25 protein-coding genes and 1 pseudogene are annotated in these 26,409 nt (G+C 32.3%); 13 read left to right on the forward strand and 13 right to left on the reverse strand.

Features of this window, described 5'->3' with window-relative positions; genetic code table 11:
* Nucleotides 1–109: 109 nt before the first annotated feature.
* Nucleotides 110–622: an adenine phosphoribosyltransferase gene (locus tag NMK29_RS02550; RefSeq protein WP_108803331.1), complete on the forward strand. Its 513-nt coding sequence runs from the start codon at nt 110–112 to the stop codon at nt 620–622.
* A 61-nt stretch (nt 623–683) separates the two neighbouring features.
* Here NMK29_RS02550 and NMK29_RS02555 read toward each other — a convergent pair whose 3' ends face one another.
* The 4 genes from NMK29_RS02555 to NMK29_RS02570 all read right to left on the reverse strand — a co-directional run bounded on the left by NMK29_RS02555 (nt 684) and on the right by NMK29_RS02570 (nt 4,237).
* Nucleotides 684–1,505, reverse strand: coding sequence for a hypothetical protein (locus tag NMK29_RS02555; RefSeq protein WP_108803333.1), 822 nt, complete (start codon nt 1,503–1,505; stop codon nt 684–686).
* 127 nt (nt 1,506–1,632) lie between these two features.
* Complete coding sequence (locus tag NMK29_RS02560; protein WP_027392435.1) at nt 1,633–1,782, reverse strand: hypothetical protein; 150 nt, start codon at nt 1,780–1,782, stop codon at nt 1,633–1,635.
* Between the two features lie 63 nt (nt 1,783–1,845).
* Complete coding sequence (locus tag NMK29_RS02565; protein WP_108803335.1) at nt 1,846–3,876, reverse strand: M56 family metallopeptidase; 2,031 nt, start codon at nt 3,874–3,876, stop codon at nt 1,846–1,848.
* A 4-nt stretch (nt 3,877–3,880) separates the two neighbouring features.
* Nucleotides 3,881–4,237 carry a BlaI/MecI/CopY family transcriptional regulator gene (locus tag NMK29_RS02570; RefSeq protein WP_108803336.1) on the reverse strand — a complete coding sequence of 119 codons (357 nt, stop codon included), beginning with the start codon at nt 4,235–4,237 and terminating at the stop codon, nt 3,881–3,883.
* Nucleotides 4,238–4,420: 183 nt separating this feature from the next.
* Between NMK29_RS02570 and NMK29_RS02575 the strand changes: the two genes are divergently transcribed.
* Nucleotides 4,421–5,374, forward strand: coding sequence for a calcium/sodium antiporter (locus NMK29_RS02575; RefSeq protein ID WP_108803338.1), 954 nt, complete (start codon nt 4,421–4,423; stop codon nt 5,372–5,374).
* Nucleotides 5,375–5,653: 279 nt separating this feature from the next.
* Here the strand turns inward: NMK29_RS02575 and NMK29_RS02580 are convergent, their stop codons facing one another.
* Entirely contained in the window at nt 5,654–6,676 is a 1,023-nt protein-coding gene (locus tag NMK29_RS02580; protein WP_108803340.1) for a glutamine synthetase beta-grasp domain-containing protein, read from the reverse strand.
* 220 nt (nt 6,677–6,896) lie between these two features.
* Here NMK29_RS02580 and NMK29_RS02585 point away from each other — a divergent pair, with 220 nt between their 5' ends.
* From NMK29_RS02585 to NMK29_RS02620, 8 genes are all read left to right on the forward strand, one after another.
* On the forward strand, nt 6,897–9,083 hold the full coding sequence (locus NMK29_RS02585) for a glutamine synthetase III (protein ID WP_108803342.1): 2,187 nt from the start codon (nt 6,897–6,899) through the stop codon (nt 9,081–9,083).
* 333 nt (nt 9,084–9,416) lie between these two features.
* Nucleotides 9,417–10,859, forward strand: a complete 1,443-nt coding sequence (locus NMK29_RS02590) for a hypothetical protein (RefSeq protein WP_108803344.1) — start codon at nt 9,417–9,419, stop codon at nt 10,857–10,859.
* 83 nt (nt 10,860–10,942) lie between these two features.
* Complete coding sequence (locus NMK29_RS02595; RefSeq protein WP_108803345.1) at nt 10,943–11,458, forward strand: hypothetical protein; 516 nt, start codon at nt 10,943–10,945, stop codon at nt 11,456–11,458.
* 20 nt (nt 11,459–11,478) lie between these two features.
* Nucleotides 11,479–12,201, forward strand: a complete 723-nt coding sequence (locus NMK29_RS02600; RefSeq protein ID WP_108803347.1) for a CsgE family curli-type amyloid fiber assembly protein — start codon at nt 11,479–11,481, stop codon at nt 12,199–12,201.
* Nucleotides 12,202–12,217: 16 nt separating this feature from the next.
* The gene (locus NMK29_RS02605) at nt 12,218–12,625 is read left to right on the forward strand and encodes a curli production assembly/transport component CsgF (protein ID WP_108803348.1); all 408 of its coding nucleotides are present in this window, start codon (nt 12,218–12,220) and stop codon (nt 12,623–12,625) included.
* A 6-nt stretch (nt 12,626–12,631) separates the two neighbouring features.
* Complete coding sequence (locus tag NMK29_RS02610; RefSeq protein ID WP_108803350.1) at nt 12,632–14,107, forward strand: CsgG/HfaB family protein; 1,476 nt, start codon at nt 12,632–12,634, stop codon at nt 14,105–14,107.
* Nucleotides 14,108–14,120: 13 nt separating this feature from the next.
* Nucleotides 14,121–15,611 (forward strand): carboxypeptidase regulatory-like domain-containing protein, encoded by a 1,491-nt coding sequence (locus NMK29_RS02615; RefSeq protein ID WP_234424262.1) that lies wholly within the window; start codon nt 14,121–14,123, stop codon nt 15,609–15,611.
* Nucleotides 15,612–15,749: 138 nt separating this feature from the next.
* The gene (locus tag NMK29_RS02620) at nt 15,750–16,931 is read left to right on the forward strand and encodes an AIR synthase related protein (RefSeq protein WP_108803352.1); all 1,182 of its coding nucleotides are present in this window, start codon (nt 15,750–15,752) and stop codon (nt 16,929–16,931) included.
* A gap of 90 nt (nt 16,932–17,021) precedes the next feature.
* Here the strand turns inward: NMK29_RS02620 and NMK29_RS02625 are convergent, their stop codons facing one another.
* Nucleotides 17,022–17,510, reverse strand: coding sequence for a peptide-methionine (S)-S-oxide reductase (locus NMK29_RS02625; protein WP_108803354.1), 489 nt, complete (start codon nt 17,508–17,510; stop codon nt 17,022–17,024).
* 60 nt (nt 17,511–17,570) lie between these two features.
* Between NMK29_RS02625 and NMK29_RS02630 the strand changes: the two genes are divergently transcribed.
* Complete coding sequence (locus NMK29_RS02630) at nt 17,571–18,065, forward strand: DUF1648 domain-containing protein (RefSeq protein ID WP_108803355.1); 495 nt, start codon at nt 17,571–17,573, stop codon at nt 18,063–18,065.
* A 68-nt stretch (nt 18,066–18,133) separates the two neighbouring features.
* Here the strand turns inward: NMK29_RS02630 and NMK29_RS23765 are convergent, their stop codons facing one another.
* Together NMK29_RS23765 and NMK29_RS02635 are read right to left on the reverse strand one after the other, a co-directional pair.
* Complete coding sequence (locus tag NMK29_RS23765) at nt 18,134–18,268, reverse strand: hypothetical protein (protein WP_255411773.1); 135 nt, start codon at nt 18,266–18,268, stop codon at nt 18,134–18,136.
* A 157-nt stretch (nt 18,269–18,425) separates the two neighbouring features.
* The gene (locus NMK29_RS02635; RefSeq protein WP_108803357.1) at nt 18,426–18,797 is read right to left on the reverse strand and encodes a hypothetical protein; all 372 of its coding nucleotides are present in this window, start codon (nt 18,795–18,797) and stop codon (nt 18,426–18,428) included.
* A gap of 123 nt (nt 18,798–18,920) precedes the next feature.
* On the opposite strand from NMK29_RS02635, the gene prfA reads away from it, so the two are divergent.
* On the forward strand, nt 18,921–19,997 hold the full coding sequence (gene prfA, locus NMK29_RS02640) for a peptide chain release factor 1 (RefSeq protein WP_108803359.1): 1,077 nt from the start codon (nt 18,921–18,923) through the stop codon (nt 19,995–19,997).
* A 124-nt stretch (nt 19,998–20,121) separates the two neighbouring features.
* On the opposite strand, the gene NMK29_RS02645 is transcribed toward prfA, so the two are convergent.
* The gene (locus NMK29_RS02645) at nt 20,122–20,976 is read right to left on the reverse strand and encodes a hypothetical protein (protein WP_108803360.1); all 855 of its coding nucleotides are present in this window, start codon (nt 20,974–20,976) and stop codon (nt 20,122–20,124) included.
* Nucleotides 20,977–21,227: 251 nt separating this feature from the next.
* Between NMK29_RS02645 and NMK29_RS02650 the strand changes: the two are divergent.
* Nucleotides 21,228–21,427 (forward strand): annotated as a pseudogene (locus NMK29_RS02650) (peptide chain release factor 1); the annotation flags it as partial.
* Between the two features lie 62 nt (nt 21,428–21,489).
* Here the strand turns inward: NMK29_RS02650 and NMK29_RS02655 are convergent.
* From NMK29_RS02655 to cysS, 4 genes are all read right to left on the reverse strand, one after another.
* Nucleotides 21,490–23,280, reverse strand: a complete 1,791-nt coding sequence (locus NMK29_RS02655) for a T9SS type A sorting domain-containing protein (RefSeq protein WP_108803362.1) — start codon at nt 23,278–23,280, stop codon at nt 21,490–21,492.
* A gap of 259 nt (nt 23,281–23,539) precedes the next feature.
* On the reverse strand, nt 23,540–24,490 hold the full coding sequence (gene lgt, locus NMK29_RS02660) for a prolipoprotein diacylglyceryl transferase (protein WP_108803363.1): 951 nt from the start codon (nt 24,488–24,490) through the stop codon (nt 23,540–23,542).
* Nucleotides 24,491–24,580: 90 nt separating this feature from the next.
* Nucleotides 24,581–24,856: a membrane protein insertion efficiency factor YidD gene (yidD, locus tag NMK29_RS02665; RefSeq protein ID WP_108803365.1), complete on the reverse strand. Its 276-nt coding sequence runs from the start codon at nt 24,854–24,856 to the stop codon at nt 24,581–24,583.
* Nucleotides 24,857–24,870: 14 nt separating this feature from the next.
* Nucleotides 24,871–26,367: a cysteine--tRNA ligase gene (gene cysS / locus NMK29_RS02670; protein WP_108803367.1), complete on the reverse strand. Its 1,497-nt coding sequence runs from the start codon at nt 26,365–26,367 to the stop codon at nt 24,871–24,873.
* Nucleotides 26,368–26,409: the final 42 nt, after the last annotated feature.

Raw genomic sequence — 26,409 nt, forward strand, 5'->3', positions numbered from 1 at the left:
TTAGGTGTAAATGTAATTTTTCAAGAGGTGTTTTTGAGATGATTTTTTAATTGTAGACCATTTTCATAATTTTTGGTACTCTTTTTTCTAATTTCATTATTTTGCAATCATGAATTTAGAAAAGTTAATAAGAGATATTCCTGATTTTCCAAAACCTGGAATTATTTTTAAAGATATTACTCCACTTTTAGCAAACTCTGAAGCTTTAGTGTATTGTGCGGACCAATTAGCAGCATTATCTCCAGATAGGATTAAAATTGATAAAGTGATTGGTATTGAAGCAAGAGGTTTTATATTAGGTAGTATGATTGCAGAAAGATTAGCCGCGGGTTTTATTCCGGTGCGTAAGAAAGGGAAGTTACCTTTTGAAGTAATTTCAAAAAGTTATGGGTTAGAATATGGAGAAGATATTTTAGAAATCCATAAGGATGCAATCAAACCGGGGGATAACATTTTGATACATGATGATGTTTTAGCAACAGGAGGAACAGCAAATGCTGTTTGTCAACTTGTAACAGAATTGGGTGGAAATATAGTACAATGTAATTTTATAATGGAATTAGGTTTTCTAAATGGGAAGGAAAAACTTAACTGTAATGTAGCTTCGTTGCTAAGTTATTAATAAAAAAGAAACAGCTTTCAGTATTATAATCTGAAAGCTGTTCCATTAATAATTTAAAGTCTTATTTTTTAGAAGTTGCGATAATAGCACCGTCTTTTGCTTTGTCACCATATAAACTTATTGCAGTAGTAGCTTTTAGGAAGTCTACCGCTTCTAGTTTATCTGCTTTAGCTAATTCGTCCAATGTTTTAAAATCAGATTCTTTTCCGTCAATGATTATTAGCTTTTCTATGTCTGGATCATCTATAAAACTAAACTTTTTAGATTTGCTAAAATGCGAAGGGAATTGTTGTCCATTAAAAATTAGGTTTCCGTTTTCATCTTCTTCAAATTCGAAAGAGTTCATGATTTGATTTTTTAAACTACCTATATCAAAATGTTTTCCATTAAAAAATATGGAGTCACCTTCTTTGTCAAAATCAAAGTTAAATCTAAAGTTTTGGTTTTTTAAAATACTATCTAAATCAAAGTTTTGTTTGTTAAAACCAATCTGGTTTCTCCAAGAAGAAATGTCAAACATGCCAGAGTTAGTAATGTAAAGATTTCCATTTTTATACCCAAGCTCAACATCAGATATGGGTTCGGATGATGATGATGAGTATTTGCTCTTAGCATTTCCTTTTTTTAGAATAATGTTTAAACTAGTGATTTCATTTTGACTATTAAACTCTATATTTTCAATAATTAGTTCAATGCCATTTTCTAAAAAAAACATTTTAAGGTCCTCTAACTCCTTTTCAGTGGTGTTCTTGTTTATTGTTGCTATAATTTCATTAAACTCAGATACTAACTGTTGAGGTGTGTTTGTAGTCGATCCTGAGGTGAATGCTGATAGGGAAAGTATACCTAGTATACCCATTCCAAAAATGATCCATTTTTTCATACTAAATATTATTTTGATTTTCGATTTTTAATTGAAATGAATTCAATATAAATACGAAAAAGGAAAATGGATGTTGCAGAATATAATTCTTTCTTATCTGAGCTTGTTGTTTGTATTTAAGTGAATACTAAAGAGCTCTTTTGGTTACATATAATCTCCAACCAAAAATTAGCATTTGTAGTTTAGAAGCTTTACTAAGATCCAGTTGTCGTTTTGTAAAACTAGGAAGTAATAGTTTGTTTAATTTTGCTAAAAATATAAAAAGCTGTTTTTTCATATCTCTAAAATAAAAAAACTCACTCGAATTCAAGTGAGTTTTTGAGTAATTGTGATATTGATTTTATTTTTTTAATATAACTTCTACAACACCATTTTCACCTTTAGAACCAAATTTAGTAATTGCTTTTAAGGATTTATAGACATTTACAGATGCTATATTATCCGGATTTATTTTAGTGAGTTCACCGTATTTAGATTCTTTTCCGTTGATAAAAATTAAGGGCTTCGGTTCGTTGTCATTAGATGATCCAATTTGGATATCCTTTTTGTCTATTCTAATGTCAAAACCAGTTTCTTTTTTTGTTTTCTTTTTTGTTGTAATATGAATGACACCATCTTCTCCTTTTTTTCCATATTTCATTACATTTTCTTTTCCTTTGGATACATTTATACTCTGTATCTCATCAGATTTTAGCTTTTTTACTTCTTTTTTACTGGCTTCTTTTCCATCGATAATGTATAAAGGGTCTTTATCAGAATCACTATCAAAATCAAAAAGCGTTTTGCTGCCGTCGGAGTGAAAAGATAAATGACTTTGATTATCATCAGTTTCTATAAAAATTGTATTTTTTCCATCTTTTTTTCGTGATACTTTTCTTTTTTTCTTTTTATCACCTTCTACAATAAAAATACTTTCTTTATCATCATCAGAATTAATTTCTATAATTTGTGTATCACTATGTTTACTTCCTTTACTCTTGCTAATCCAAATGTTATTGTTAGATTGTCCGATGTTTATTTTGTCTTCTTTACTATCATAGGATAAAACGAATGGTGTAATTGGAGAATCATTTGATAATGAAAAATTGGTATTACTTTTTTTAGAGGATACATCAACGCTGATGCTATTGATGTCATTGTTGTTGTCACGTTTGACTTCACTAAAAATTACTGTTACATCATATTCATTTTTTAAAATCCGCTTTATTTTTTCTAGGTCTTTTTTTGTGGATTTCTTATTGATTACAAACTCAATCGTATTTTTCTTACTTTTTACAAGGACTTCTTTTTTTACATCTGTTTCGTTTTCTTCAGTTTTTTCTTGTTTAGGAAACTTAGTTGATAGGATTGCTTTTTCTTTATTAGGTGTATTGTTGTTCGGGTATTCTTTTTTAGAATCCTCTTTCTTTTCTATAGGGAATTTCTCCTTTTTAATAATATTATCAGTCTCATTAGGTACTATATCTTCTATAGTAGTTGTAGCTTGATCAGAAGTGTTGTTTTGGATATATTGTATTTCTGTTTTAGTATTAAAGCTCCATAAAAATAAACTTAGAAGTGGTAAGATGATTGTTGCTTTCCATAGATTTTGATTTTTTGATTCTTTTTTGTTTAACATAACGATTCGTTTTTTGATTAATGATTGATAAAAATTATTAGTGATTGATGAATAATTATTTGATGATACTTTGACCAGTGTTAACTGATATTCTTTTTTTGAAGGGATATCTCGAACAGCCTCTTGATCTGCGATAAATTCTAAATTTTGTTGTAAACTTTTTTTGTATATCCAGGAAAAAGGATTGATCCACTGAAATATCACAAAAATATTAGCGATCAGTATATCCAGTGTGTGATATTGTTTAGCATGAATTTTTTCATGTTTTATGATCATTTCTAATTCTTTAGACTCGTGTAAAGTGGGATTAAATATGATGTATTTAAAGAAAGAAAATGGAGCAATATCTTCTTCGGTTTTTAAGAAAGAAAACCCATTATTTCGTTTATTAGGACTTTTTTTAAATATCCTTTGTAAGGATACAAGTTGAAAAATAAATCGTATCAATAAAATGGAGGTAATAGTGATATATATGCTAAAGACTATAACCCACCAGTCTATCGGCGTTGTCTGATTTTCGGGAGTAGAAGTAGTTGAAGAGTTAACTTCTATTATTTGAAAATTAGGTTGTTCTATAAATTCTATTGCTGTGAATTCTAAGAGTGGCAGTAATAGAGCGCTTACAATTCCTGTAAGTAAGAAGTGTCTATTAACTGTAAAGAAAGTGTCCTTTCTTAAAAGAAAAAAATAAACAAGGTAAAATAAGGATAATACAATACTGGACTTAACTAAATAGATTAAAAAAGCTTCCATAAGTTTATTTTTTTTGTTCGATTACATCTAAAATCTCTCTTAACTCTTCTGCGGTGATTTTTTCTTCTTTAGCGAAAAAAGAAACCATGTTCTTGTAAGAGTCATTAAAGTATTGGCTCATCGCTTTACTAACAAAGTTGTTTCTGTACATTTCTTTTGTGATAATAGGGAAGTATTGGTGTGTTTTCCCATATGCTTTATGATCAATGTATCCTTTTTCCTCTAGATTTCTTATGATAGTTGATACCGTATTATAATGAACAGTGTTGTTTAATTCAGCTTGAACCTCTTTAGCAAAAGCTTTTTCTAATTTCCATAGCGCTTGCATAATCTCCTCTTCCTTATTAGTAAGTTTTTCCATTTTATTTTTTTAGATGAGTTCAAATATATAACTACATAATTAGTTTCACAACTATTTTTATAGTTATTTAACTATTTTAATAGTTTTCGTTTGCTTTTTAAGCAGAATTGCTACTAAAAAATGATTGTTATATTCATTAGATATGGTATACTTATTTTATATTCGCAAACAAATTAACAGCATATGATTCAGAGTATACTTTTTGTAATTATAGGATTTGTACTTCTTGTAGTTGGAGGAGAGTATTTAGTGCGTTCTTCGGTAGCATTGTCGTTTAGATTAAAGCTTTCAAAAATGGTGATAGGCCTTACAGTAGTATCTTTTGCTACTTCTGCGCCAGAGTTGTTAGTTAGTTTACAGGCTGCTTTAGGAGGCTCTGCTGATCTTTCTTTGAGTAATGTGATTGGATCAAATGTTGCTAATATAGGGTTGGTTTTAGGTATAACTGCATTGATTGGTCCATTGGCTATAGATAAAGATTTTTATAAGTTTAATTGGCCAGTGATGATGCTTTTGTCTTTAGTGCTTTATTTTTTCTTAGATAATGATGGTGTTCTTACCAGAGTTGAAGGAGGAGTGTTACTAGGATCACTTTTTGTGTATATGTTTTTGTTGATAAGAAGAGCAAGAAAGCACGCCGATAAAACGGCAGAAGATGTTGATGATTCGTTAGAAAAGATATCTAATTTTAAAATGATTCTCTGGTTGCTCATTGGTGGTGTAGCTTTGTATTTTGGTTCGGAGTTGTTAGTAGAAGGAGCCAAGGATATAGCAACTAGAATGGGAGTTAGTGAAGCTGTGATTGGTCTTACGATGGTTGCAATTGGGACTAGTGTTCCTGAATTGGCGGCTTCAGTAATTGCAGCGTTGAAACAAGAAAAAGCAATTTCTCTAGGCAATCTTATAGGCTCTAATATTTTTAATATAGCTTCAGTTTTAGGTGTTACTTCTTTAATTCAACCTATCGCTGTAACAGATACTCGTTTAATGAATATAGATATATTTTGGATGTTAGGATTTGCAATGATTCTATTGCCTTTGGCATTTATTCCTAAAAAAATGGTTTTAGGTAGACCAAAAGGTTTTTTGATCTTTTCTTGTTATTGCGTTTTTATTGCCTTAGTTTTTTTGAAGTAGGTAATTCTTTTATGTTAGCTTAATGGTGTCTGTCAGTTTGTTTTAGGATAATTTATTTGCTGTCGATTGATTTTTGCTTGTAATAGAAATTTACATACATATATAGATGAGGGATGTGTTTTATTGTTTCTTATATAATCTTTTGTTTTAATGATTAATTAGGATAACAGTATTGTAAATCTGTATTTTGTTCAGAAATAAGAGAATAAAAAAGCCTTCAAAGTACTTTGAAGGCTTTTTTGCGTTTAACAAATTTAGTTAGTTACTTGCTTAAAATCATTAGGCAGTGATTGCTGAAACATCAGCGGTTTTTACAGTCTTAACAATTCTAGCAGCGATTTTATAAGGATCACCATTAGATGCAGGACGACGATCTTCTAACCATCCTTTCCATCCATTCTCTACAGTGATAATAGGAATTCTTATTGAAGCTCCTCTATCTGATACTCCGTAAGAGAATTCATTAATAGATTGAGTTTCGTGTTCTCCTGTTAATCTTTGGTCATTAAATTCACCATAAACAGCAATGTGCTCTTTAGTTACTGGTCTAAATGCTTCACATATAGTTTCATAAACTTCTTTAGAACCACAAGTTCTTAATACTTCGTTAGAGAAGTTAGCGTGCATACCAGAACCATTCCAGTCACCTTTTACTGGTTTTGGGTGATATTCAATATAGTATCCATATTTTTCTGTAAGTCTATCTAGTAAGTATCTAGCTACCCATATTTCATCTCCAGCTTTCTTTGCTCCTTTAGAAAATAATTGAAATTCCCATTGTCCACTTGCAACTTCTTGGTTGATACCTTCGAAGTTAAGACCAGCATCAATACATAAATCAGCGTGTTCTTCTACAAAATCTCTACCATGAGTATTTCTACCTCCAACAGAACAATAATACATACCTTGTGGTCCAGGATATCCTCCAACAGGGAAACCTAAAGGTAATTGAGTGTTTTTGTCCATAATAAAGTATTCCTGTTCGAAACCAAACCAGAAATCACCATCATCATCAATTGTAGCTCTTGCGTTAGATTCGTGTGGAGTTCCATCAGCATTAAGAACCTCAGTCATTACTAGGTATCCATTTCTTCTTGTTGGATCTGGATAAATAGCAACTGGTTTTAATAAACAGTCAGAAGATCCTCCTTCTGCTTGTTTTGTAGAACTACCATCAAAAGACCATACAGGACAATCTTCAAGCTTTCCACTAAAATCATCTTCAACTTTTGTTTTACTTCTTAGATTAGCAGTTGGCTTATAACCATCTAACCAAATGTATTCTAATTTAGCTTTACTCATAATTAACACTTTATAAATTGAACTCTTAAAGGTTTCAAAATTAGTTTTATTTTGTGATAACGGAAAAAAAATAGGGGGTCAATTGTAGTTTTTTTATTAATTTTTATCAACACCCTACTTTTTTGTAGGGTATTTTGGTTTTATTTTAATTTTTAAAGAACATTTTTTTAATATTAACAATAAAAACTTCTTTTATATTTGTAAAAAAACTTATTCAATTATGTCAACACTTAGATTCCAAGCATTAAAAGAAGCATTAAATCGTAGTTCTGTGGTAATTACAGAAACAGAACGTAGATCTGTCTTGTTTGGTGAGAATGTATTTAATCAATCAACGATGCTCCAATATTTGACCAAGGACGCTTATAGCAGCGTTATGGATGCGATTGATCATGGAACTAAGATTGATAGAAGAATTGCCGATCAGATTGCATCTGCAATGAAGGATTGGTCGTTGTCAAAAGGAGTAACTCATTATACACATTGGTTTCAACCTCTTACAGGAGCGACTGCAGAAAAACATGATGCGTTTTTCGAAACTATAGGTAATGGCTTAGGTATAGAAAAATTTGGTGGAGGTCAGTTGGTACAACAGGAGCCCGATGCTTCTTCTTTTCCTCATGGAGGTATTCGTAATACATTCGAGGCTAGGGGTTATACTGCTTGGGATCCTACATCTCCAGCATTTATTTATGGAACTACTTTGTGTATACCAACTGTATTTGTCGCTTATACAGGAGAAGCTCTAGATTATAAAACACCATTGTTAAGAGCTTTACAAGCAGTTGATACAGCAGCTACAGCAATTGCAAAGTATTTTGATAAAAATGTAAAAAAAGTAAATGCTTCCTTAGGATGGGAGCAGGAATATTTTTTAATAGATCGAGCTTTAGTAGAATCCCGTCCAGATCTTTTAATGACTGGTAGAACTCTTTTAGGACATTCCTCTGCCAAAGGGCAGCAGTTGGACGATCATTATTTTGGAAGTATTCCTAATAGAGCTTTGGCTTTTATGAGAGATTTAGAAGTGGAATGTATGTTATTGGGGATTCCAGTAAAAACTAGACATAATGAAGTGGCTCCTAATCAATTTGAACTTGCTCCTATTTATGAGGAAACGAATCTAGCAGTTGATCATAATTCTTTATTAATGGATATTATGGAAAAAGTTGCTTCTAGACATAATCTAAAGGTTCTGCTACACGAAAAACCTTTTGCAGGAGTAAATGGGTCTGGTAAACATAATAATTGGTCATTAAGTACAAATACAGGTGTAAATTTATTAGGGCCTGGTAAAACACCAATGAGTAATCTTCAGTTTTTAACATTTTTTATAAATACAATTAAGGCTATTAATGAGCACGAAGAGTTGATGAGAGCAGGAATAGCTTCGGCTAGTAATGATCATCGATTAGGAGCTAATGAAGCCCCACCTGCTATTATGTCTGTTTTTATAGGGGAGCAGCTTACTTCTGTACTAAAAGAATTAGAAGGTGTTACTGACGGTAAGTTATCTCCAAAAGAAAAAACGGATTTAAAGCTTAATGTAGTTGGTAAAATTCCTGAAATCTTGCTAGATAATACGGATCGCAATAGAACATCTCCTTTTGCGTTTACTGGAAACAAGTTTGAATTCAGGGCGGTTGGGTCAAAAGCGAATTGTGCTAATCCGATGACTATATTAAATACTATTGTGGCAAAACAACTTGTGGAATTCAAGAAGGAGGTTGATGTACTAATCGATAAGAAAAGTCTAAAAAAGGATGAGGCGATCTTTAATGTATTAAGAGAGTATATTAAGCAATCTAAAAGTATTCTTTTTGAAGGAAATGGATATGGTGAGGCTTGGGAAAAAGAAGCTAAAAAGCGAGGTCTTAGTAATAATAAAACAACTCCAGAAGCATTAAAAGCTAAGGTTTCTAAAAAAACAATAGACCTTTTCGAAGAAATGGGTGTAATGAATAAAATAGAAGCAGAGGCACGTTATGAAATCGAAATTGAAGAATATGTAATGCGTATTCAGATTGAAGGTCGGGTATTGGGTGATGTAGCAAGGAATCATATTATTCCTACGGCGATTAAATATCAAAACATGTTAATTAGTAATGTTTCTGGATTAAAAAATCTCTATGATAAAGATTTTAAGAAATATGCAAAAGAACAGATGGAGATTATAGAAGAAATTTCTAAACATATTGGTGAGATAAATACTAAAGTTAATGAAATGACCGAAGAACGAAGAAAAGCTAACAAATTATCTAATATAGAAAAGAAGGCCTTAGATTATTGTAAGAAAGTAAAACCTCTCTTTGATCAGATTCGATATAGTTGTGATGAATTAGAGTTGTTGGTAGATGATGAGTTGTGGCCTTTAACTAAGTACAGAGAGCTTCTTTTTACTAGATAGGTAAGAATTTACTGACCATTTATTTTTTTTGTTTTATTCTTAACAAAAAATTAATATCTGTTAAACCCTTGACAAAATCATATAAAACTCTGGTTTTTATGGCTTTTCCGTAATGCATTTTGTCGAATTCTTACAGAATATGTAAAAATACCCTTAAGGTTTTCATAAATTTGCTTTGTTCGGCAATAGCGCATAAATATTATTTGCAGAACGACTCCCCCAGATTTTTTATAAGGAAAGAGCGTTAGGTATTGATAAATATCTATCACTTAATCGTACACCCCAAAATGTTTATTAAGAATTGAATTATTAATCAAATTTAATATTTTACGTATGAAAAAAGTAATTTTTAGTCTAGCAACTTTATTAAGTGTGTCAGTGATGGTTGCACAATCAAACACAAGTAATGTTACCCAAACTGGAGAGGATAACAGTACAGATGTTACTCAGATCGGAAATTCTAATGCTTCGGTTACAATTCAAGAAGGTTCTGCTAATACTGCGACTGCCATTCAAGGAAGTGATTTTTTTAACTCTAGAAATGGAATTGTTGAGCAAACTCAGATTGGTGGTAAGAATACTGCTTTCGCACAGCATGAAGAAGATAATAATGAAGTCTATCAAGATCAGATAGGTGACGGGAATTCTGCTAGCGCAACTCAGAACCTGTTATTTTTTGGAGGTTTTAATTTCACAAGCCAATCTCAAGAAGGTAATGGGAATGAAGGGACAGTTTCTCAAGAAGGAGATGCGAATACAGCTTTCCAAATTCAAACAGGAGATGCCAATTCGGCGACTACTTCTCAAGAAGGAGGTTTTAATTTTAGTGGTATTCTACAAGAAGGAGCTTTTAATAGTGCTGCGATGGCTCAGGTTGGTGATTTTAATACGGCAGAACAGTTTCAGATAGGAGAAGCAAATACAGCTGCAGGTGAACAATGGGGTGAAGGAAACTCTGTGATTCAAAATCAGCAAGGTGGAGGTAATTCAGCAACTTCTTTACAAGGTAGTAGCCTTTTTAATTCAAGAGGAGGTGATGTGCAACAAATCCAGATAGGTGATGAGAATACGGCGTTTGCTAACCACGAAGAAGATAATAATGTTATCCTTCAAGGACAAGTAGGAGATGGTAACATCGTTTCTGCTGATCAAAATTTAGGATCATTTGGAGGAGAAAACTTCGTTATTCAAACTCAGTTTGGAAATGGTAATATTGCTGCGGCTTCTCAGAATGGGAGTAATAATGTTGGTGATCAGGATCAGGTTGGTGATGAAAACCTAGCAACTATTTCTCAGGATGGAACTGATAATGAAACTATCCAATCTCAGAATGGTAATGGTAACTCTGCTGAGTCTATCCAAGGAAGTTTCATTTTTGCATCTAGAGGAGGAATTGTTGAGCAAACTCAATCTGGAGATGGAAATGTTGCTTTTGCACAGCATGAAGAAGATAATAATGTGGTATCACAAACTCAAATCGGGAATGGGAATGATGCTTCTGTAACACAGAATTTACTAGCTTTTGGAGGGAGTAACTTAACTTTGCAATTCCAATTTGGAGAGGAAAATATTGCTGTTTCTTCTCAGGAAGGAGTTGAAAATATTAGTGATATCTTCCAATTTGGTGACTCAAACTTTGCACAAGATACTCAGTTTGGAACTGGTAACACTACTTTTGTAACTCAAATAGGAGAATCTCATAGTAGCATTATTTCGCAAAGTGGGACAGGAAATGCTGCAGTGGTTACACAGAGTGGTTCTGGAGGAGAGCTTTAAGAAATATTTTTAATATATTTGAAAGAGTTACGCTGACCTTTAGTTAGTGTAACTCTTTTACTACTTTTAAAACCCTTTTACTAATGAAAAAATACTTCACATTTTATATCATAGCGTTAGGCTTATTTCTTTGTGGAAATTCCTACGCTCAGAATAGCGAAAGTCAGGATGAATCGTTGGTAGAAAGTCAAGAGCGATTCATTAGACTAGATCAATTGCAAAACAATACTACTTTGCTAGTTGCTCGAGAAAATATGGCGAATAATAGCGCCGTGTTTATCCAACAAATAGGTAATGGTAATCAGGTGTTTACAAATGTTACAGCGCAAGCATTAGATGTTCGTTTAAGTCAGAACGGAGAACAAAACCTGATCGAAATAGATGAAGCCTCTAGGGAGATTGAAAAACTTATTACTCAAAATGGTAATAATAATAGGGTGATTGATTTTTCTTTTAATTCCAATATATCAACTAGTCTAGAACTTATTCAAGAAGGAGATAATCTTTCTTTTGAACGATTTGGAAGTAATGAGTTATCTAATAACTTAAAGTTTAGGATGACTGGAAACGCCCGTACAATTATTGTTAGAAGTTTTTAAGCGATATTTTATTGCTTCTTATGAACTTTAAACTGGTCATATTGTTTTTTTTGGTATTTCAATTTTCGAATGGTCAGCATACCAATATAGAAGTAGTTGCTAAGATTAAAACAGAAAGAATAGATGATATTATTTCTGTTAGTGCAGAAGCGACAAATGCTACAGAGGTTTATAAAAGTTTAAAATATACATTTTCGATTTTTAGAACAGATAGCAAAAATAATGTTACTAAAAACAATCAAGAAGAAAGATTTACATTAGAGGCTAATGAACAAAAGAGTCTTGCTAATACATCAATAGGTGTTGATGAGCAGGATAAAATTGTGATACTTTTGTTAATTTATGAAGAAGAAGCAATAGTTGGTAAAGACCGAATCGCCTTTAATGAAGAAACGAAAAAAAAAGAAAAAGAAGAAGAGTATGCAGAAGATGACGGTATCGAATTGAAAGGTATCGTTATTGAAGAAACAAAAACAAAACCTGGTAAGGATTTTTATGATTTTTTCTACACTTCTTACACATTAAATAGAATAAATGGTTCTAAAATAGTTGGAGTTTATGAAAAACTTAGTTTTGGTAGAAGTACAATTATCCAGGTAAAAATAGAAGATAGAGTCATTCATGAATTCCTTGGAAAACCTGATATAGAATATTTAGAGCAAATGTCTAAAATTTCAATACGTCGGGTTTACAAATATTTTAAAGATCTTAAAAAACAAAAAAGAGATATTTTTCAGTATTAATTACTTATTAAAACACATGAAGTCAATCATAGTAACTACTTTGCTTGTTTTCTCAGCTTTTCAACTTAGCTATGGACAAGACTTGGTATATCGGCCAAAAAATCCTGCTTTTGGAGGTGATACTTTTAATTATCAATGGCTATTAAGTTCGGCGGAAGCTCAGAATACATTTACAGATGAAAATGATCCAAACGCTGATAATAGATCAGATTTGGAAAGATTTACAGAAAGTCTAAATAGCCAATTATTAGGTCAGATATCTAGAACTTTATTTACCGAGCAATTTGGAGACGAAGGACTAACTGAAGGTACTTTTAGTTTTGGAACATTGTTTATCGAGATTTTTCCCTCTGGAGAAGGATTGGTGATAAACATTTTAGATACTGGCACCGGAGATCAATCTCAAGTAATAATTCCTAATTAATTTTTAATGCGTCATAAGTTTTATCAAGTAATTCTAGTAATTTCTTGTACAATATTGCTGTCTGGATGTGGAACCTATTTTAATCAACCTATTACAATAGAACAAGCAAGAATTGGAGAGGATACACAGTTTACTCAGACTTTAAGAGATTTCCCCAGGCCTACGGAACCTGTAGTGGTAGGAGTGTATAAGTTTAGAGATCAAACGGGTCAATATAAACCTACTGAAGCAGGAAGTACATTTAGTACTGCTGTTACTCAAGGGGCAACTACCATTTTGGTAAAAGCCTTAGAAGATTCTAAGTGGTTCGTGCCTATCGAAAGAGAAAATCTTAGTAATTTATTGAATGAACGAAATATTATTCGTTCCACTAGAAAAGAATATAGAAAAAATAAAAATTCTAAAGAACCTCAATTACCACCATTATTATATGCAGGAATTATTTTAGAAGGTGGTATCGTGTCCTATGACTCTAATATCATTACGGGAGGATTGGGAGCAAGATATTTTGGAATAGGTGGTTCTACTCAATATAGACAAGATAGAATTACAGTATATCTAAGAGCTGTTTCTACATCTAGTGGTAAAATTTTAAAAACTGTTTATGTTTCTAAAACAATATTATCACAAGCATTGGATGCTAGTTTTTTTAGATATGTTAAGTTCAGTCGATTGTTAGAAGCTGAAACTGGTTTTACCAAAAATGAGCCTGGACAAATAGCAGTTTCTGAGGCAATAGAAAAGGCTGTCGAAGCGCTAATAATAGAAGGGATAGAAGATAAGCTTTGGAGTTCTAAAGCAGAACCAGAAAAAGTAAATGCATTAGTGGCTGACTATAATGAAGAGAAGAATGAAGCACATAATAAAGGGCTCTACGAACGATATTTTAAAGAAAGAAGAGGAGAAAAATCATTATTCGCTAATGGAGGAATGGCTCTTATTAGCGGAGATTATAATAACGCCGATTTATCATATTCTATAGGAGTAGGAGGTAAGTGGTATTTTAATCCGTACTTAAATGCTAATGCAAGTATTAATAAATTTGAATTGCGAAATGAAGGAGCATTCTCTGAAGGGTTTAATGCAATTGATATAAATGCAGAGCTGACCTTATTGCCTTTTGAAAAACTCACTCCTTATTTCTTCGGAGGAATGGGAACTGTAAATAGTGATGATTTTGATAGAACCTTTTTTAAGTTTCAATATGGAGGAGGTATCGAATATTTAGTTTCTGACCATATAGGAGTGTCATTAGGTGCGACCCATAATCTGGTATTAGGCGATAAACTAGATAATGTTACACAAGGTAAAAGAGATGATCAATATTTTAATTTTTCTTTAGGTTTAAATTGGTATTTCAAAACTCCTTTGAAAATGGATAAAGAACTTCGTAAACAAAAACGAACAGAAGATAAAGAGCTTAGAAAACTAAAAAAAAGAAATCGACAAGTAATTGAAAATGGTGAAGTTCCTAAAGGATAAAACCCTGATGAAAATGAAAAAACATATAATAAGAATAATAACCGTATTTATGGTTTTTGCTATCACTTCATGTAGCGAAGATACAATAGATTTAGAAGGTTTGGGTGCTGTTAGAGGAAGAGTGGTGGCTGTGGGAACCAATGAGCCTCTAGAGAATGTGAAAATATCTACAAACCCTTCTTCAAGTACAGTTTTTACAGATGCTGATGGAGAATATGTTATTGAGAATATTCCTTCTGGAGATTACTCTCTTTCTGCTCAAAGAGATGGGTTATTAGCTCAGTTTGAAGCAATATCGATTCTTGCTGATCGAGAGTTAGAGATCGTTTTTGAGATGGATGTAGAGACTGCGGGAAATAGAGCACCTGATGCTGCAATCTTAGATTCGCCAGAAGATAATTCAGTAGATCAACCATTGGAAGTTACATTAGTTTGGACAGGTTCTGATCCTGATGATGATACTCTTACTTATACCATTACTTTGCGTAATGATGAAAACTCCGAAGTAGAAGTATTTGAAAATATTACTGATACAACCTATACGCTTACAAATCTTTCTTATAAGGTTAAATATTTTTGGCAAGTAAGCAGTAACGATGGGATAAATGATGCTGTAAATAGTAGTAGTTTTGCTTTTGAAACTATGAGTCCTCCAAATAATCGAATTGTGTATACAAGATCAATCGGTGATAACGGAGTGATTTATTCTGCAGATGAACAAGGAAGTACAGAAATCCAACTGACTTCAGAGACTAAAAATAGTTTTAGACCTAGACGTCATGTGGGTACAGGTAAGATTGCTTTTCTGCAGTCTGTTGGTTCGCAGACGCACTTGTTTACAATGAATGAGGATGGTTCTCAGGTTATGCAAGTTACTTCTCAGGTTTCTGTTGCTGGATTTAATTTAGGAGAAATTGATTTTTCTTGGACTGAAAATGGGGCTAAATTATTATTTCCTAATCAAGATAAATTATATAGTATTAATGCCGATGGAAGTGGTCTAGTTTTAGTTTATCAAACGACTAACGGAGATCTTATTTCAGAAGTAGATACGAATGATAATAATAATGTAATTGTACTTAAGACTAATAATTTAGATGGTTACGAGGTAGAGATTTTTACAATCAATACATCAGGAACTGTTCTTGATACTATATTGTCAGGAGTTTCCGGAGCAGCAGGAAGTATAAATCTTTCTGTTGATGGGACTAAACTTTTATATAGTCGTGATATTTCTGGTTTTGAAAGCAGTGAATATAGACAATTAGATTCTCACATATTCATATATGACTTTGGTGATAGTTCTAATTTAGATATCTCTATTGAAAAACCAGCCGGTACTAATGATTTAGATGGAAGGTTTTCTCCAAATGAAGCTTCAGTTATTTTTGTGAACACTTCTAATGACGGGATATCACAAAAAAATATACAAACAATGTCAATTTTAGAAATAGCTAATAGAGCTGATTTAATTACGAATGCTTCTATGGCGGATTGGGAATAATATCTTTCTAGAGATACGTAGTTTGTGTCCCAAATTCAAGAATATTAATACTTGAATTTGGGATTTTTTATATTCAATTTAGTGATTGAGGTAAATTCAATTATCTTTGCGGTTTACTATCCGTATAATACTGTAATAATGAGTCAAGAAGTAAGTAAACGCTACGCTCAGCGTGGAGTTTCGGCATCTAAAGAAGATGTTCATAGTGCTATTAAGAACATAGATAAGGGTCTTTTTCCAAAAGCATTTTGTAAAATAGTTCCGGATTACCTTACTGGTGACGAGGATTATTGTTTGATAATGCATGCGGATGGAGCAGGTACCAAATCTTCTTTGGCTTATATGTATTGGAAGGAAACAGGAGATGTTTCTGTATGGAAAGGTATAGCTCAAGATGCATTAATAATGAATATAGATGATTTATTATGTGTTGGAGCAACTGATAATATTATGCTTTCATCCACTATAGGAAGAAATAAAAATCTGATTCCTGGAGAAGTAATTTCTGCAATTATTAATGGGACTGAGGAGTTATTAGAGGAATTAAAAAGTTTTGGAGTTACCATTCATTCTACTGGTGGAGAAACGGCTGATGTAGGGGACTTAGTACGAACAATTATAGTAGACTCTACGGTAACAGCTCGTGTAAAGCGTAAAGATGTTATTGATAATGCTAATATAAAAGAAGGAGATGTAATAGTTGGTTTGGCTTCTTTTGGTCAAGCTACTTACGAAAAAGAATATAATGGCGGAATGGGGAGTAATGGCCTGACATCTGCTCGTCATGATGTTTTTCATAAGGTTTTGGCAGAGAAATATCCTGAAAGTTTTGATGCTGCGGTACCTTCTGAATTGGTGTATTCAGGAAAAACAAACCTTACGGATGAGGTAAAAAATGCACCAATTGATGCTGGTAAATTAGTATTGTCTCCCACAAGAACTTATGCACCTATAATAAAAAGTATTTTATCTAAGTTTGATAGTTCAGACGTTCATGGAATGGTTCACTGCAGTGGAGGAGCTCAAACTAAAATTTTACATTTTATAGATAATTTACATATTGTTAAAGATAATTTATTCGATGTACCTCCTTTATTTCAATTAATCCAGGAAAATTCTGGTACGGATTGGAAAGAAATGTATCAAGTTTTTAATATGGGGCATCGAATGGAGTTATATGTTTCTCCAGAAATTGCAGATGAAATTATTTCAATTTCAAAAAGCTTTAATGTAGATGCTAAAATTGTTGGACGTGTTGAGGGGTCTGAAGAAAAGAAGCTAACGATAAACAGCGAATTCGGTACATATACCTATAACTAAATTGTGCTATAGGATTGTCAAACATGCATTAAACAAGTGTACATGTAACTTGTGAATACTAATTTTTCAAAACCTTTATTGATTATCTACTTAAAGATTCATTTTATCCAAATACTTATTTCTAAGAAACTCTAGTTTGGGTTCTATATATCGTGTGCAAAACGGTTTTTTTGGGTTGTTTTTGTAGTAGTTGATTAATTCTATTCTCGAAGGTTTAAAGGAATTGAATTTTAAAACCTTTGTTATTAATCGATTTTGAAAATTTTCATTTAGTTGAGTAATGATTGTTTCAATAATTGACTTTTGTTCAATTTCGAAATAATAAATTGCACTTCGGTATTTTTCCATAAAGCTATGATTAGAGGTGCTTTTATGTGTAAGTAAATGAATCTCAATTAAGTCCTTTAGACTTATTACTTCGGTTGAGAATACTACGATCACAGCTTCCGAAAAAGAGTTGTTTTTTCCAGTACTTTTTATATAGCCTTGTTCAACAGAGGTTACACCTTTTAAGGATTGAAAAACGGCTTCTGTACACCAGTGACATCCTCCACCTAGTCCTATTTTTAAATTACTCATTGGATTCAAAATTCGTAATTTAATTTCTAATTATTATATTGAATTTTATAAAGTTATATTATGAGTAATCCAGTTATTAAAGTTGAAAAGGAGTTGATTGATATTTTGTTAGAAATGATAATGTTTATTGGTTTGATTGCTTTAATTTTAATTCCTGTGTTTTATTATAAGGACCTTCCAGAAATGATTCCAACTCATTTTAATGCAAAAGGAGCCCCAGATGATTATAATTCTAAATCCATGATTTGGTTCCTTCCTATTATTGGTTTGTTTCTAGCCGCAGGTCTTTTTGTTTTAAATAAATCACCTCATGTTTTTAATTATCCTAAAGCACTTACTATCGATAATGCATCTAAATATTATAAGAATAGTACTAGACTTATTAGAGTACTAAACCTTATTATTACGTGGGCTTTCGTTTTTGTTTTATATAAATCTGTTCAAGTGGCGTTAGGTGATTCTGAAAATTTAGGGATATGGTTTTTACCAGTTTTTCTAATTATTATTTTTAGTGCAATTATTTACTTCGCTATAAAGACAAGAAAAATATCATAGGTTTTCAAGAGTCTAGAAGTTTGTGTCTAGACTCTTGAATATAGAATTTAGCTGTTTTTCCAAGCTTATTATGATCCCAGTTCGTCATTGAATCGAACTGTTTTAGTTTCTGTTTCCTCTTCTTTTGTCTCTACAAGTTCAATTGTATTTTCATCGTTAAACTTTCCCTCTTTTTTTTGAAAAAAGATAGGTACAGGAATCATAGCTACCATTATAATGAATAGTAGTAAGACGATACGCCTTAGTATTTTTTTAAATCTTTTCATTTTAAGAATAATGTAATGTACTACACCACCAGTTGTTGGTAATGGTACGTTAATAGTTGTTGTTTTTTTGGCTAAAAGCCTTTAAAGAAAGGGGTTACCCTATATGAAAAGAATTTTCTTCAGAAATGTAATTAGTGTTCTTAGGAAAGAATATTTTATGTTTTAAAGTCAAAGAAATAGTATTGTCAAATTCTTTTCCCTTAACAATGTGGATGGTATTATGTAATCTTACTAGAAATAGTAAATCAGAATCATAATATCTGAATTTTTGATCACTCTTTTTGACGTTGTTGTAAGAAGTAGTTTTAAGATCATTTTCCTTAGGAGAAATTACTAATTCGATAGTATTTTCGTAAGAAATAGGTTGGGTGTAATTCGTATAGCCACCAATACCTAAGAAAAGTAAAAGAGTAATAAACCAACTAAAAAGCAGTTTGTGATTATATGTGTACGAGCGATTTAGCATTTGGAGGATAAAAATACAACTTTTTTATATTAATAATTCTACTTCAGAATATTAAAAGTCAATATGACCTTTGGACAAAAAAACGTACTTTTGTGAATTCCACTGACAAGGATAGATAGAACTATGATTGATAAATTAAATATTGTAAAGCAACGATTTGATGAGGTAACTGATCTTATTATCCAACCAGATATTATTTCTGATCGTAAGAGATATGTTCAACTTAATAAAGAATATAAGGATCTAAAAGCATTGATGGATCAGAGAGATCATTATATAGAGTTGACTAATAATAGAAAGGAAGCGGAAGAGATCATTGCAGATGGTAGCGATGCAGAAATGGTTGAGATGGCAAAAATGCAATTAGAAGAAGCTAAAGAAGAGTTGCCAGCTTTAGAGGAGAAAATAAGATATATGTTAGTGCCTAAGGATCCAGAAGATGCTAAAAACTGCGTAGTGGAGATTCGTGCTGGAACAGGTGGTGATGAAGCAAGTATTTTTGCTGGAGACTTATTCAGAATGTATACTAAATATTGTGAAGGTAAGGGATGGAGTACTAGTGTGGTAGATCTAAGTGAAGGAACTAGTGGAGGATATAAAGAGATTATTTTTGAAGTAAATGGAGAGGATGCATACGGAACAATGAAGTTCGAGGCAGGAGTACATCGTGTACAACGTGTTCCTCAGACAGAGACTCAAGGACGTGTGCATACTAGTGCTGCAACTGTGATGGTTTTGCCAGAGGCAGAAGAGTTTGATGTAGAGCTTGATATGACAGAGGTGAGGATAGAGCGAACTACTTCTACAGGTCCTGGTGGGCAATCTGTAAATACTACTTATTCTGCGATTAAGTTACATCATGAGCCGACGGGTATGATTGTTAGTTGTCAGGATCAGAAATCATCGCATAAAAACTTAGAGAAGGCATTAAAAGTACTGCGTTCTCGTTTATATGATATTGAATTAGAAAAGAAACAAGCTGCTGATTCAGAAAAGCGTAAGAGTATGGTTTCTTCTGGTGATAGATCTGCAAAAATTAGAACATATAATTATCCACAGGGTAGGGTGACTGATCATCGTATAGGATTAACCTTATATGATCTTGGTAATATTATTAATGGAGATATCCAGAAAATAATAGATGAGTTACAACTGGTAGAAAATACAGAGAAACTAAAAGAGTCTAACGAGGTATTCTAATCGAATAGAGTTAGGTGATATTTATGGGATTAAAAAAAAGGTTGTGTAAAAATGTTTGCACAACCTTTTTTCTGAGTAATTTTAGTTAAAAAATTAGATCAATTAACCGATACGAATTTAATTATTATGTTCTGTTGGTTGCAAATGAAATTGTTTCCACTCTTTGCCGCGTATTATTCGAACCTCCATCAGGCATATAAGCTCCATGTTTCCAATAAAAATTACCATCTAATCTACTCCAGTCAGAATCAAAACTAAAAGTGTTTCTGGCTCTTTCTCCAGTGTCTAGGTTGTCAATTCTTACATCTAGATTTCGTGAACCATTAGGAGTTTCCATTCTAATCCTGTACCGATCATTTTGTCTGAATGGGATAGTTTCTGCAGCGGTTGTAGTACTAGACCCCGTAGGAGCATTAGTTCTTTTTAAGCGAACTATTCCATTTTCTGCCACTACAGTTGCATATGGTCTACGAGCGTCTCTATGATCATTATGTAGTTGTGCTAAAATAAGTTCGTGTCTGTTGTCATAACCTCTAACATCAAAGGTGAGATCTAATCGATTCCTACGATCCATATCAATATTGGTTTGATCTCTATATTCGGCTCTTCTTCTTTCATTACCATTAGGACACTGTAAGATTAATCGACTACCGTCAACATAAATGTAATCAGTGATATCAAAACCATTGTCGTTAGGATCATCCTGATATTCGCGTTCATTCCAATTATGAGCTCCTCCACCATCATTGTCAACTTGAAAATCATCATTACTGGAGTAGGAACTATCAAAATCCCAAGGAGTATCAGAAGATGCTTTAGAGAGGTCATTAAGATCGTTGTCTTCTACAATATTGGTTATATCTGTATCCGAGATAGCTTCTTCTTCACATGAGATAACAGTCAATATAAGAACAATGAGTACTGTTGGTTTAAATAATAAATTGATAATATTTATTATTTTGTAAATTAAAATTGTCATAATCGTAAAGTTAATAGTTAAAATTTGCGTTAAATGAATTTGGTTGACCAAAATAAATATTGGTCAACCAAAAACCATATAAAAAATGTTAATTTCACGTTTTCAATGCATTTATTAACAATAATTAACTAATAAAATAACAAAACACATGGTTTGTGTAGGTTTTTTTTGAGAATATAAAATATTTGAGTGTTCGTTTGTGAAAAAAGTAACTCTTTTGAATATGTTTTTGTGTGTATATAATTTTATACAAGGTTTCTTCAGAAGGTCGATCTACAAAAATTAGAACATATAATTATCCGTAAGGCAGGATGATTGATCATTATGTAGGATTAACTTTATATGATCTTGGTAACATTATTAATGGTGATATTCAAAAAAAATATTGACGAATGAATTACAATTGATAGAAAATGCGAAGAAGTTAAAAGAATTAAACGAGATTTTTTGAATACAATCTATATATAGAAAAAAGTGATCAGTAGCACACTAACTACCGATCACTTTTTATTATTATTTAATAAATTTTATAGAATGGAAAGTTTTTTCGTTTTTATAAATATTTAAAAAATATATTCCTTTTGATAACTGTTGAGTGTTAATTTCAACGATGTTATCAATTATTACATAGTCATCTAAAGGAAGTAATTTTCCATTGATATCAGTAATTTTGATTTTCTCGAACTCTAATATTGATGTTAAACCCTCAATTCTAAGATAATTTTCTGTAGGAATTGGATATGCAATAAAATCGTTTTTAGATGATGATGGAATAGACAATGTGTTGTCTGTAGAACAAGTGTTTATAAATGCTGAGCTTAATTCGTCGCTACTATCTAAAAAAGCGTCGTTAGCTTTACAGATGCATCTCCCATCACTTTCTTTGAATGTTATATAGGAAGCATCAGTCTCATAAGCTTTTATGGAGCATTGTTCAAAACTTAAAGGTCCCGTAACTGTTTGGGTATTATGATTCCAGTTAGAGAATAATGTTGTTCCTCCATTCCAGAAATTAAATCCTGGTTCTTCAGATAGTTTGCAGGGTTTTAAAAACATAATGTATAAGGCTCCAGTTCCTCCGGCACCACCTCCAATATTTACAGCAAGACTTCCATCTCCTTTAAGATCTCCAATAAAGGAAATTGATCTAGAAAAACGTTCTTCAGGTTCTAAAGAAAGATCAAAACCTCCTTCAGTGTTATTTATTTTCGTATACGTTTTTACAGTTTTATCCTCATTAAGATATAAGATATAGGCATGACCTTCATCTTGCTGATTAGCACCTGTTATTAACTCAGGAATACCATCTGCGTTAAGATCTCCGGGGCTTGTCATAGCATGTCCAAATTGTGCTCCAATTGTTCCATTAGGATTCGTTTCTGTATCCAAGTTGTCTGTAAAACCTCCTATTCCTTCCGTGATTTTTTGTTTGGAGATAACATTGTAGTTATCATTGCTTAAAGATAGAATCCAGATAGCTCCTTTACCACCTTCGGATTGAAATGCTCCAACGGCAAGTTCTTTGTTACCATCGTTGTCGATATCTCCTAACATAGAGACCTCACGACCTCCGAAAGAATCCCCGTTTTCTAATCCAGATCCAAATCCCCCGTTTGTAGAACTTATCGTTACTGTTTCTGAAATCTCAACTTCTGATTGTTCGTTTAAAAATAAAATATCAATAGCTCCTCTATCTGTTCCTCCATCATCAGAACCTGGATTGCAGGCTACGAGATCAATCCTTCCGTCATCATTTAGATCTCCAATTGCAGAAAGTCCCTGAGCGATAATGTTAGCGTTTTTTACAAAACTCTTGACAGTACCATCACGATTTAAGTGAATGATGTATAAAGCTCTGTTGGATTGAGTCGGAGCAGAAACAGCGATGTCGGGAATAGAATCGTTGTTGTAATCTCCAATCCCTGCGACCCCATATCCAAAGAAATTTCCTTCGGTTAATGTCTCGCTAAAATTTCCTTCTAACATAGATATTTTTTGATGGGTAGATACGGTTCCGTCAGGATTCATAAATAAAATGTAAACTGCACCTGCATCTGTGGCACCATCATCATCAGATCTTGCACCAATGACTAGGTCAAGTACTCCATCATTATTGATATCACCGGCTACATCGTGATCTCTACTAAAACGATCTCCTCCTTCAAGATTGCCATCAAAACCTCCTTCTCCTTCGGAAATGCGTGTAAAATTTTCAGGTGCATACGAGTTGGTGTTTTGACAGAATAGTTTGGGATTATTTAGGAAAAAAGATATTCCTAAAAGTAAAATTACTGTTACTCTCATGATTTGTGTTTTTTAAGTTGTAGTACTTTGACTTTTGAAAAGTAAAAAGGTTTAAGTTCTAAAATGGAAATTCTTTTTTTGTAGAGAGTAATTAGTTATTTGGTAAATAGTGATTTAGGGTTCTTCTGTGTTTTGTTTTGTTGGGTGATTAAATAGGAGTTATTGAGTTTTTTTTTTTTTGATAATAGTAACCTAAGCGAAAAATAAAAAGAGGATAATTTCTAAAAATTATCCTCTTTTTATAAATGGTGTGTTTTTTTTATTTTAAGGTATATGATTTTGGGTCTTCTTTTATTTTCTTTGCTGTTACTACAAAATAGAGTCCAACTAATATAAAAGGAATGCTTAGCCACTGACCAGTAGAAAGTATTCCGTTAGGTCCATCTCCAAATCCATCCTGACTTGTTTTTACATATTCTACAATGAAACGAACAATGAATATAAGCATCATATACATTCCAAATAAAAATCCTCTATTATTTCGTTTGTTCGTTTTCCAATAAAATAACCAAAGTATTAAGGATACAAATATATATCCAAATGCTTCGTATAGTTGAGCAGGGTGGCGATATGGAATTGCTTCTAATAGATTAGCAAATTTAGGGTTGTTTACAATAGCGGAGTACGCTTCATTAATATTTTTAATTCCTGTTTCTCTTACAACTTCTCCTTTGCTTAATCCATCTCTTATAAATTTTACTCCAAAGGCAGAATCTCCGGAAGGTTCTCCGATAATTTCTGAATTAAAAAAGTTTCCTAATCGAACAAAAATCCCTCCGAAAGCAGCTGGGATAGTTACTCTGTCCATTATCCATAAAGGATGTTTTTTTAAAACATTTTTAGAGTAATAATACATAGCTGTAATAAATGCTATAGCAGCTCCGTGACTTGCAAGTCCTCTAAATCCTATAAATTCAAATGTTGGATTGAATTTAAAAGGTAAAATAATTTCTAGTAAATTATTTCTGTAATAATCCCAATCATAAAAGAACACATGGCCTAATCGCGCTCCTAGTAAAGTACCTATTACTGCGTAGATAAATACAGAGTCTAATTTTTCCATTGAGATTTTTTCACGGATATATATTTTCTTCATTAGATACCATCCTAATGAAAAAGCAACTACGAACATCAGGCTGTAAAAACGAATAACAAAAAAACCAAGATCAAATCCTTCTATAGGATTCCATACTATTTTAGAGAATATCATGTGGGAAACTATTTTTCTAGGGTAAATATAGGTATTTAATTGAACTCAAAATTATAAATAAAACATTAATGAGGTAAACAAGTATGGGGTTTAGTTTAACTTTTCTTTTTTTTTGTTGGTATTGACATCTGGAACTGGATCATATCCACTACCTCCCCAAGGATGACAGCTAAAAATACGTTTTACAGCAAGTTTTCCGCCTTTGAACAATCCATGCTTTTCTAATGCCTCTACAGTGTAATGAGAGCACGTTGGTTGATAACGACAGGTAGCAGGAGTTAAAGGTGAAATTACATGTTGGTATAATTTCACAAGTCCAACAAATGGTAGTATTAAAACCTTTTTTAAGGTTAAATTTGAACCCAAAATAAAATATTAAATTAATTTAGAGTAAAAGTAGTCCCTTCACGACCATCCTTTAGCTGAATTCCCATAGCTAATAATTCGTCTCTGATTTTATCACTAGTAGCAAAATCTTTATTAGCTCTTGCCTCAGCTCTTAAATGAATTAATAATTCAACAGTGCTAGAAAGTTTATCGCTAATATCAGAAGAAGCTTCGTTAACATTAACCAATCCTAAAACGTCAAAGACTAATTCGCTTATTTTAGTTTTTAGAGTTTCATGATCTTCTTTTGATATGGAAGCTTTTTCTTCTTTTATAGAATTAATGAATTTTACCGCTTCAAAAAGTTTAGCAATTAGAATAGGACTATTAAAGTCATCGTTCATAGCAGCATAACATTCTGTTACCCAATTCTGAACATGAAATCCTTCTGTAGTGTCACCGATTTTTACATTTCCTAAAGTTTCAATAGCCTCCATGAGTCGATAAAAACCTTTTTCTGAAGCTTCCAAAGCGTCGTTAGAAAAATCTAAGATACTTCGATAGTGAGCTTGTAGCATAAAAAATCTAGCAACCGTTGGGGCAAAGGCTTTATTTAATTTGTCACTTTCTCCATTAAAAATTTCTGCGGGTGATAATATATTACCTGTGGATTTAGACATTTTTTTTCCGTCTAGGGTAAGCATATTGGCGTGCATCCAATAATTTACAGGGCTAACACCACAAGCTGCTTCTCCTTGGGCGATTTCACATTCATGATGTGGAAACTTTAGATCCATTCCACCTCCATGAATATCAAATTTTTCACCTAGATATTTCGTGCTCATTACTGTACATTCTAAATGCCACCCAGGAAAACCATCACTCCAAGGAGATGGCCATCGCATAATATGCTCTGGTTCTGCTTTTTTCCATAAAGCAAAATCCTGAGGGTTTTTTTTATCACTTTGTGCAGCTAATTCTCTGGTATTAGCAATCATATCTTCAAGATTACGACCACTTAACTTACCGTAATCATTAGTTTCATTGAATTTCTTAACGTCAAAGTATACAGAACCATTCGTTACATATGCAAAACCATTATCGATTATGGATTTAATCATTTCAATTTGTTCAACAATATGACCTGTAGCAGTTGGTTCTATGCTAGGAGGGATATTATTGAATTTTGCTAAAATATTATGGAAATCTAAAGTATATCGCTGCACTATTTCCATAGGCTCTAATTGTTCTAATCTTGCTTTTTTAGAAACTTTGTCTTCTCCTTCGTCTGCATCATTCTCTAAATGCCCTGCGTCTGTTATGTTTCGAACATAACGCACCTTAAAGCCTAAGTGTTTAAGGTATCTATAAACTAAATCAAAAGAAATAAAAGTTCGACAATTTCCTAAATGTACATTACTATAAACGGTTGGACCACAAACATACATACCAATATTACCTTCTGTAATTGGAATGAATTCTTCTTTTTGACCCGAAATTGAGTTGTAAATTTTTAGTTTTTGGGTTTTGTACAATGGAGCTATTGCCATGATTTTAATGAGTTCTTGTGATTATTGATTGAATAAATATAA

Origin of the sequence: Aquimarina sp. Aq107, from assembly GCF_943733665.1 — a bacterium.
Lineage (GTDB): Bacteria > Bacteroidota > Bacteroidia > Flavobacteriales > Flavobacteriaceae > Aquimarina.

Bases quoted from the DNA above. Each gene is read 5' to 3' on its own strand.
- prfA (WP_108803359.1), top strand. From the start codon at position 18,921: ATGATTGATAAATTAAATATTGTAAAGCAACGATTTGATGAGGTAACT.
- NMK29_RS02550 (WP_108803331.1), top strand. From the start codon at position 110: ATGAATTTAGAAAAGTTAATAAGAGATATTCCTGATTTTCCAAAACCT.
- NMK29_RS02645 (WP_108803360.1), bottom strand. From the start codon at position 20,976: ATGACAATTTTAATTTACAAAATAATAAATATTATCAATTTATTATTT.
- NMK29_RS02605 (WP_108803348.1), top strand. From the start codon at position 12,218: ATGAAGTCAATCATAGTAACTACTTTGCTTGTTTTCTCAGCTTTTCAA.
- NMK29_RS02585 (WP_108803342.1), top strand. From the start codon at position 6,897: ATGTCAACACTTAGATTCCAAGCATTAAAAGAAGCATTAAATCGTAGT.
- NMK29_RS02595 (WP_108803345.1), top strand. From the start codon at position 10,943: ATGAAAAAATACTTCACATTTTATATCATAGCGTTAGGCTTATTTCTT.
- NMK29_RS02580 (WP_108803340.1), bottom strand. From the start codon at position 6,676: ATGAGTAAAGCTAAATTAGAATACATTTGGTTAGATGGTTATAAGCCA.
- NMK29_RS02560 (WP_027392435.1), bottom strand. From the start codon at position 1,782: ATGAAAAAACAGCTTTTTATATTTTTAGCAAAATTAAACAAACTATTA.
- NMK29_RS02590 (WP_108803344.1), top strand. From the start codon at position 9,417: ATGAAAAAAGTAATTTTTAGTCTAGCAACTTTATTAAGTGTGTCAGTG.
- NMK29_RS02620 (WP_108803352.1), top strand. From the start codon at position 15,750: ATGAGTCAAGAAGTAAGTAAACGCTACGCTCAGCGTGGAGTTTCGGCA.
- NMK29_RS02615 (WP_234424262.1), top strand. From the start codon at position 14,121: ATGAAAAAACATATAATAAGAATAATAACCGTATTTATGGTTTTTGCT.
- NMK29_RS02610 (WP_108803350.1), top strand. From the start codon at position 12,632: ATGCGTCATAAGTTTTATCAAGTAATTCTAGTAATTTCTTGTACAATA.
- lgt (WP_108803363.1), bottom strand. From the start codon at position 24,490: ATGATATTCTCTAAAATAGTATGGAATCCTATAGAAGGATTTGATCTT.
- NMK29_RS02575 (WP_108803338.1), top strand. From the start codon at position 4,421: ATGATTCAGAGTATACTTTTTGTAATTATAGGATTTGTACTTCTTGTA.
- NMK29_RS02630 (WP_108803355.1), top strand. From the start codon at position 17,571: ATGAGTAATCCAGTTATTAAAGTTGAAAAGGAGTTGATTGATATTTTG.
- NMK29_RS02570 (WP_108803336.1), bottom strand. From the start codon at position 4,237: ATGGAAAAACTTACTAATAAGGAAGAGGAGATTATGCAAGCGCTATGG.
- NMK29_RS02555 (WP_108803333.1), bottom strand. From the start codon at position 1,505: ATGAAAAAATGGATCATTTTTGGAATGGGTATACTAGGTATACTTTCC.
- cysS (WP_108803367.1), bottom strand. From the start codon at position 26,367: ATGGCAATAGCTCCATTGTACAAAACCCAAAAACTAAAAATTTACAAC.
- NMK29_RS02600 (WP_108803347.1), top strand. From the start codon at position 11,479: ATGAACTTTAAACTGGTCATATTGTTTTTTTTGGTATTTCAATTTTCG.
- NMK29_RS02655 (WP_108803362.1), bottom strand. From the start codon at position 23,280: ATGAGAGTAACAGTAATTTTACTTTTAGGAATATCTTTTTTCCTAAAT.
- NMK29_RS02625 (WP_108803354.1), bottom strand. From the start codon at position 17,510: ATGAGTAATTTAAAAATAGGACTAGGTGGAGGATGTCACTGGTGTACA.
- NMK29_RS23765 (WP_255411773.1), bottom strand. From the start codon at position 18,268: ATGATTCCTGTACCTATCTTTTTTCAAAAAAAAGAGGGAAAGTTTAAC.
- NMK29_RS02565 (WP_108803335.1), bottom strand. From the start codon at position 3,876: ATGGAAGCTTTTTTAATCTATTTAGTTAAGTCCAGTATTGTATTATCC.
- NMK29_RS02635 (WP_108803357.1), bottom strand. From the start codon at position 18,797: ATGCTAAATCGCTCGTACACATATAATCACAAACTGCTTTTTAGTTGG.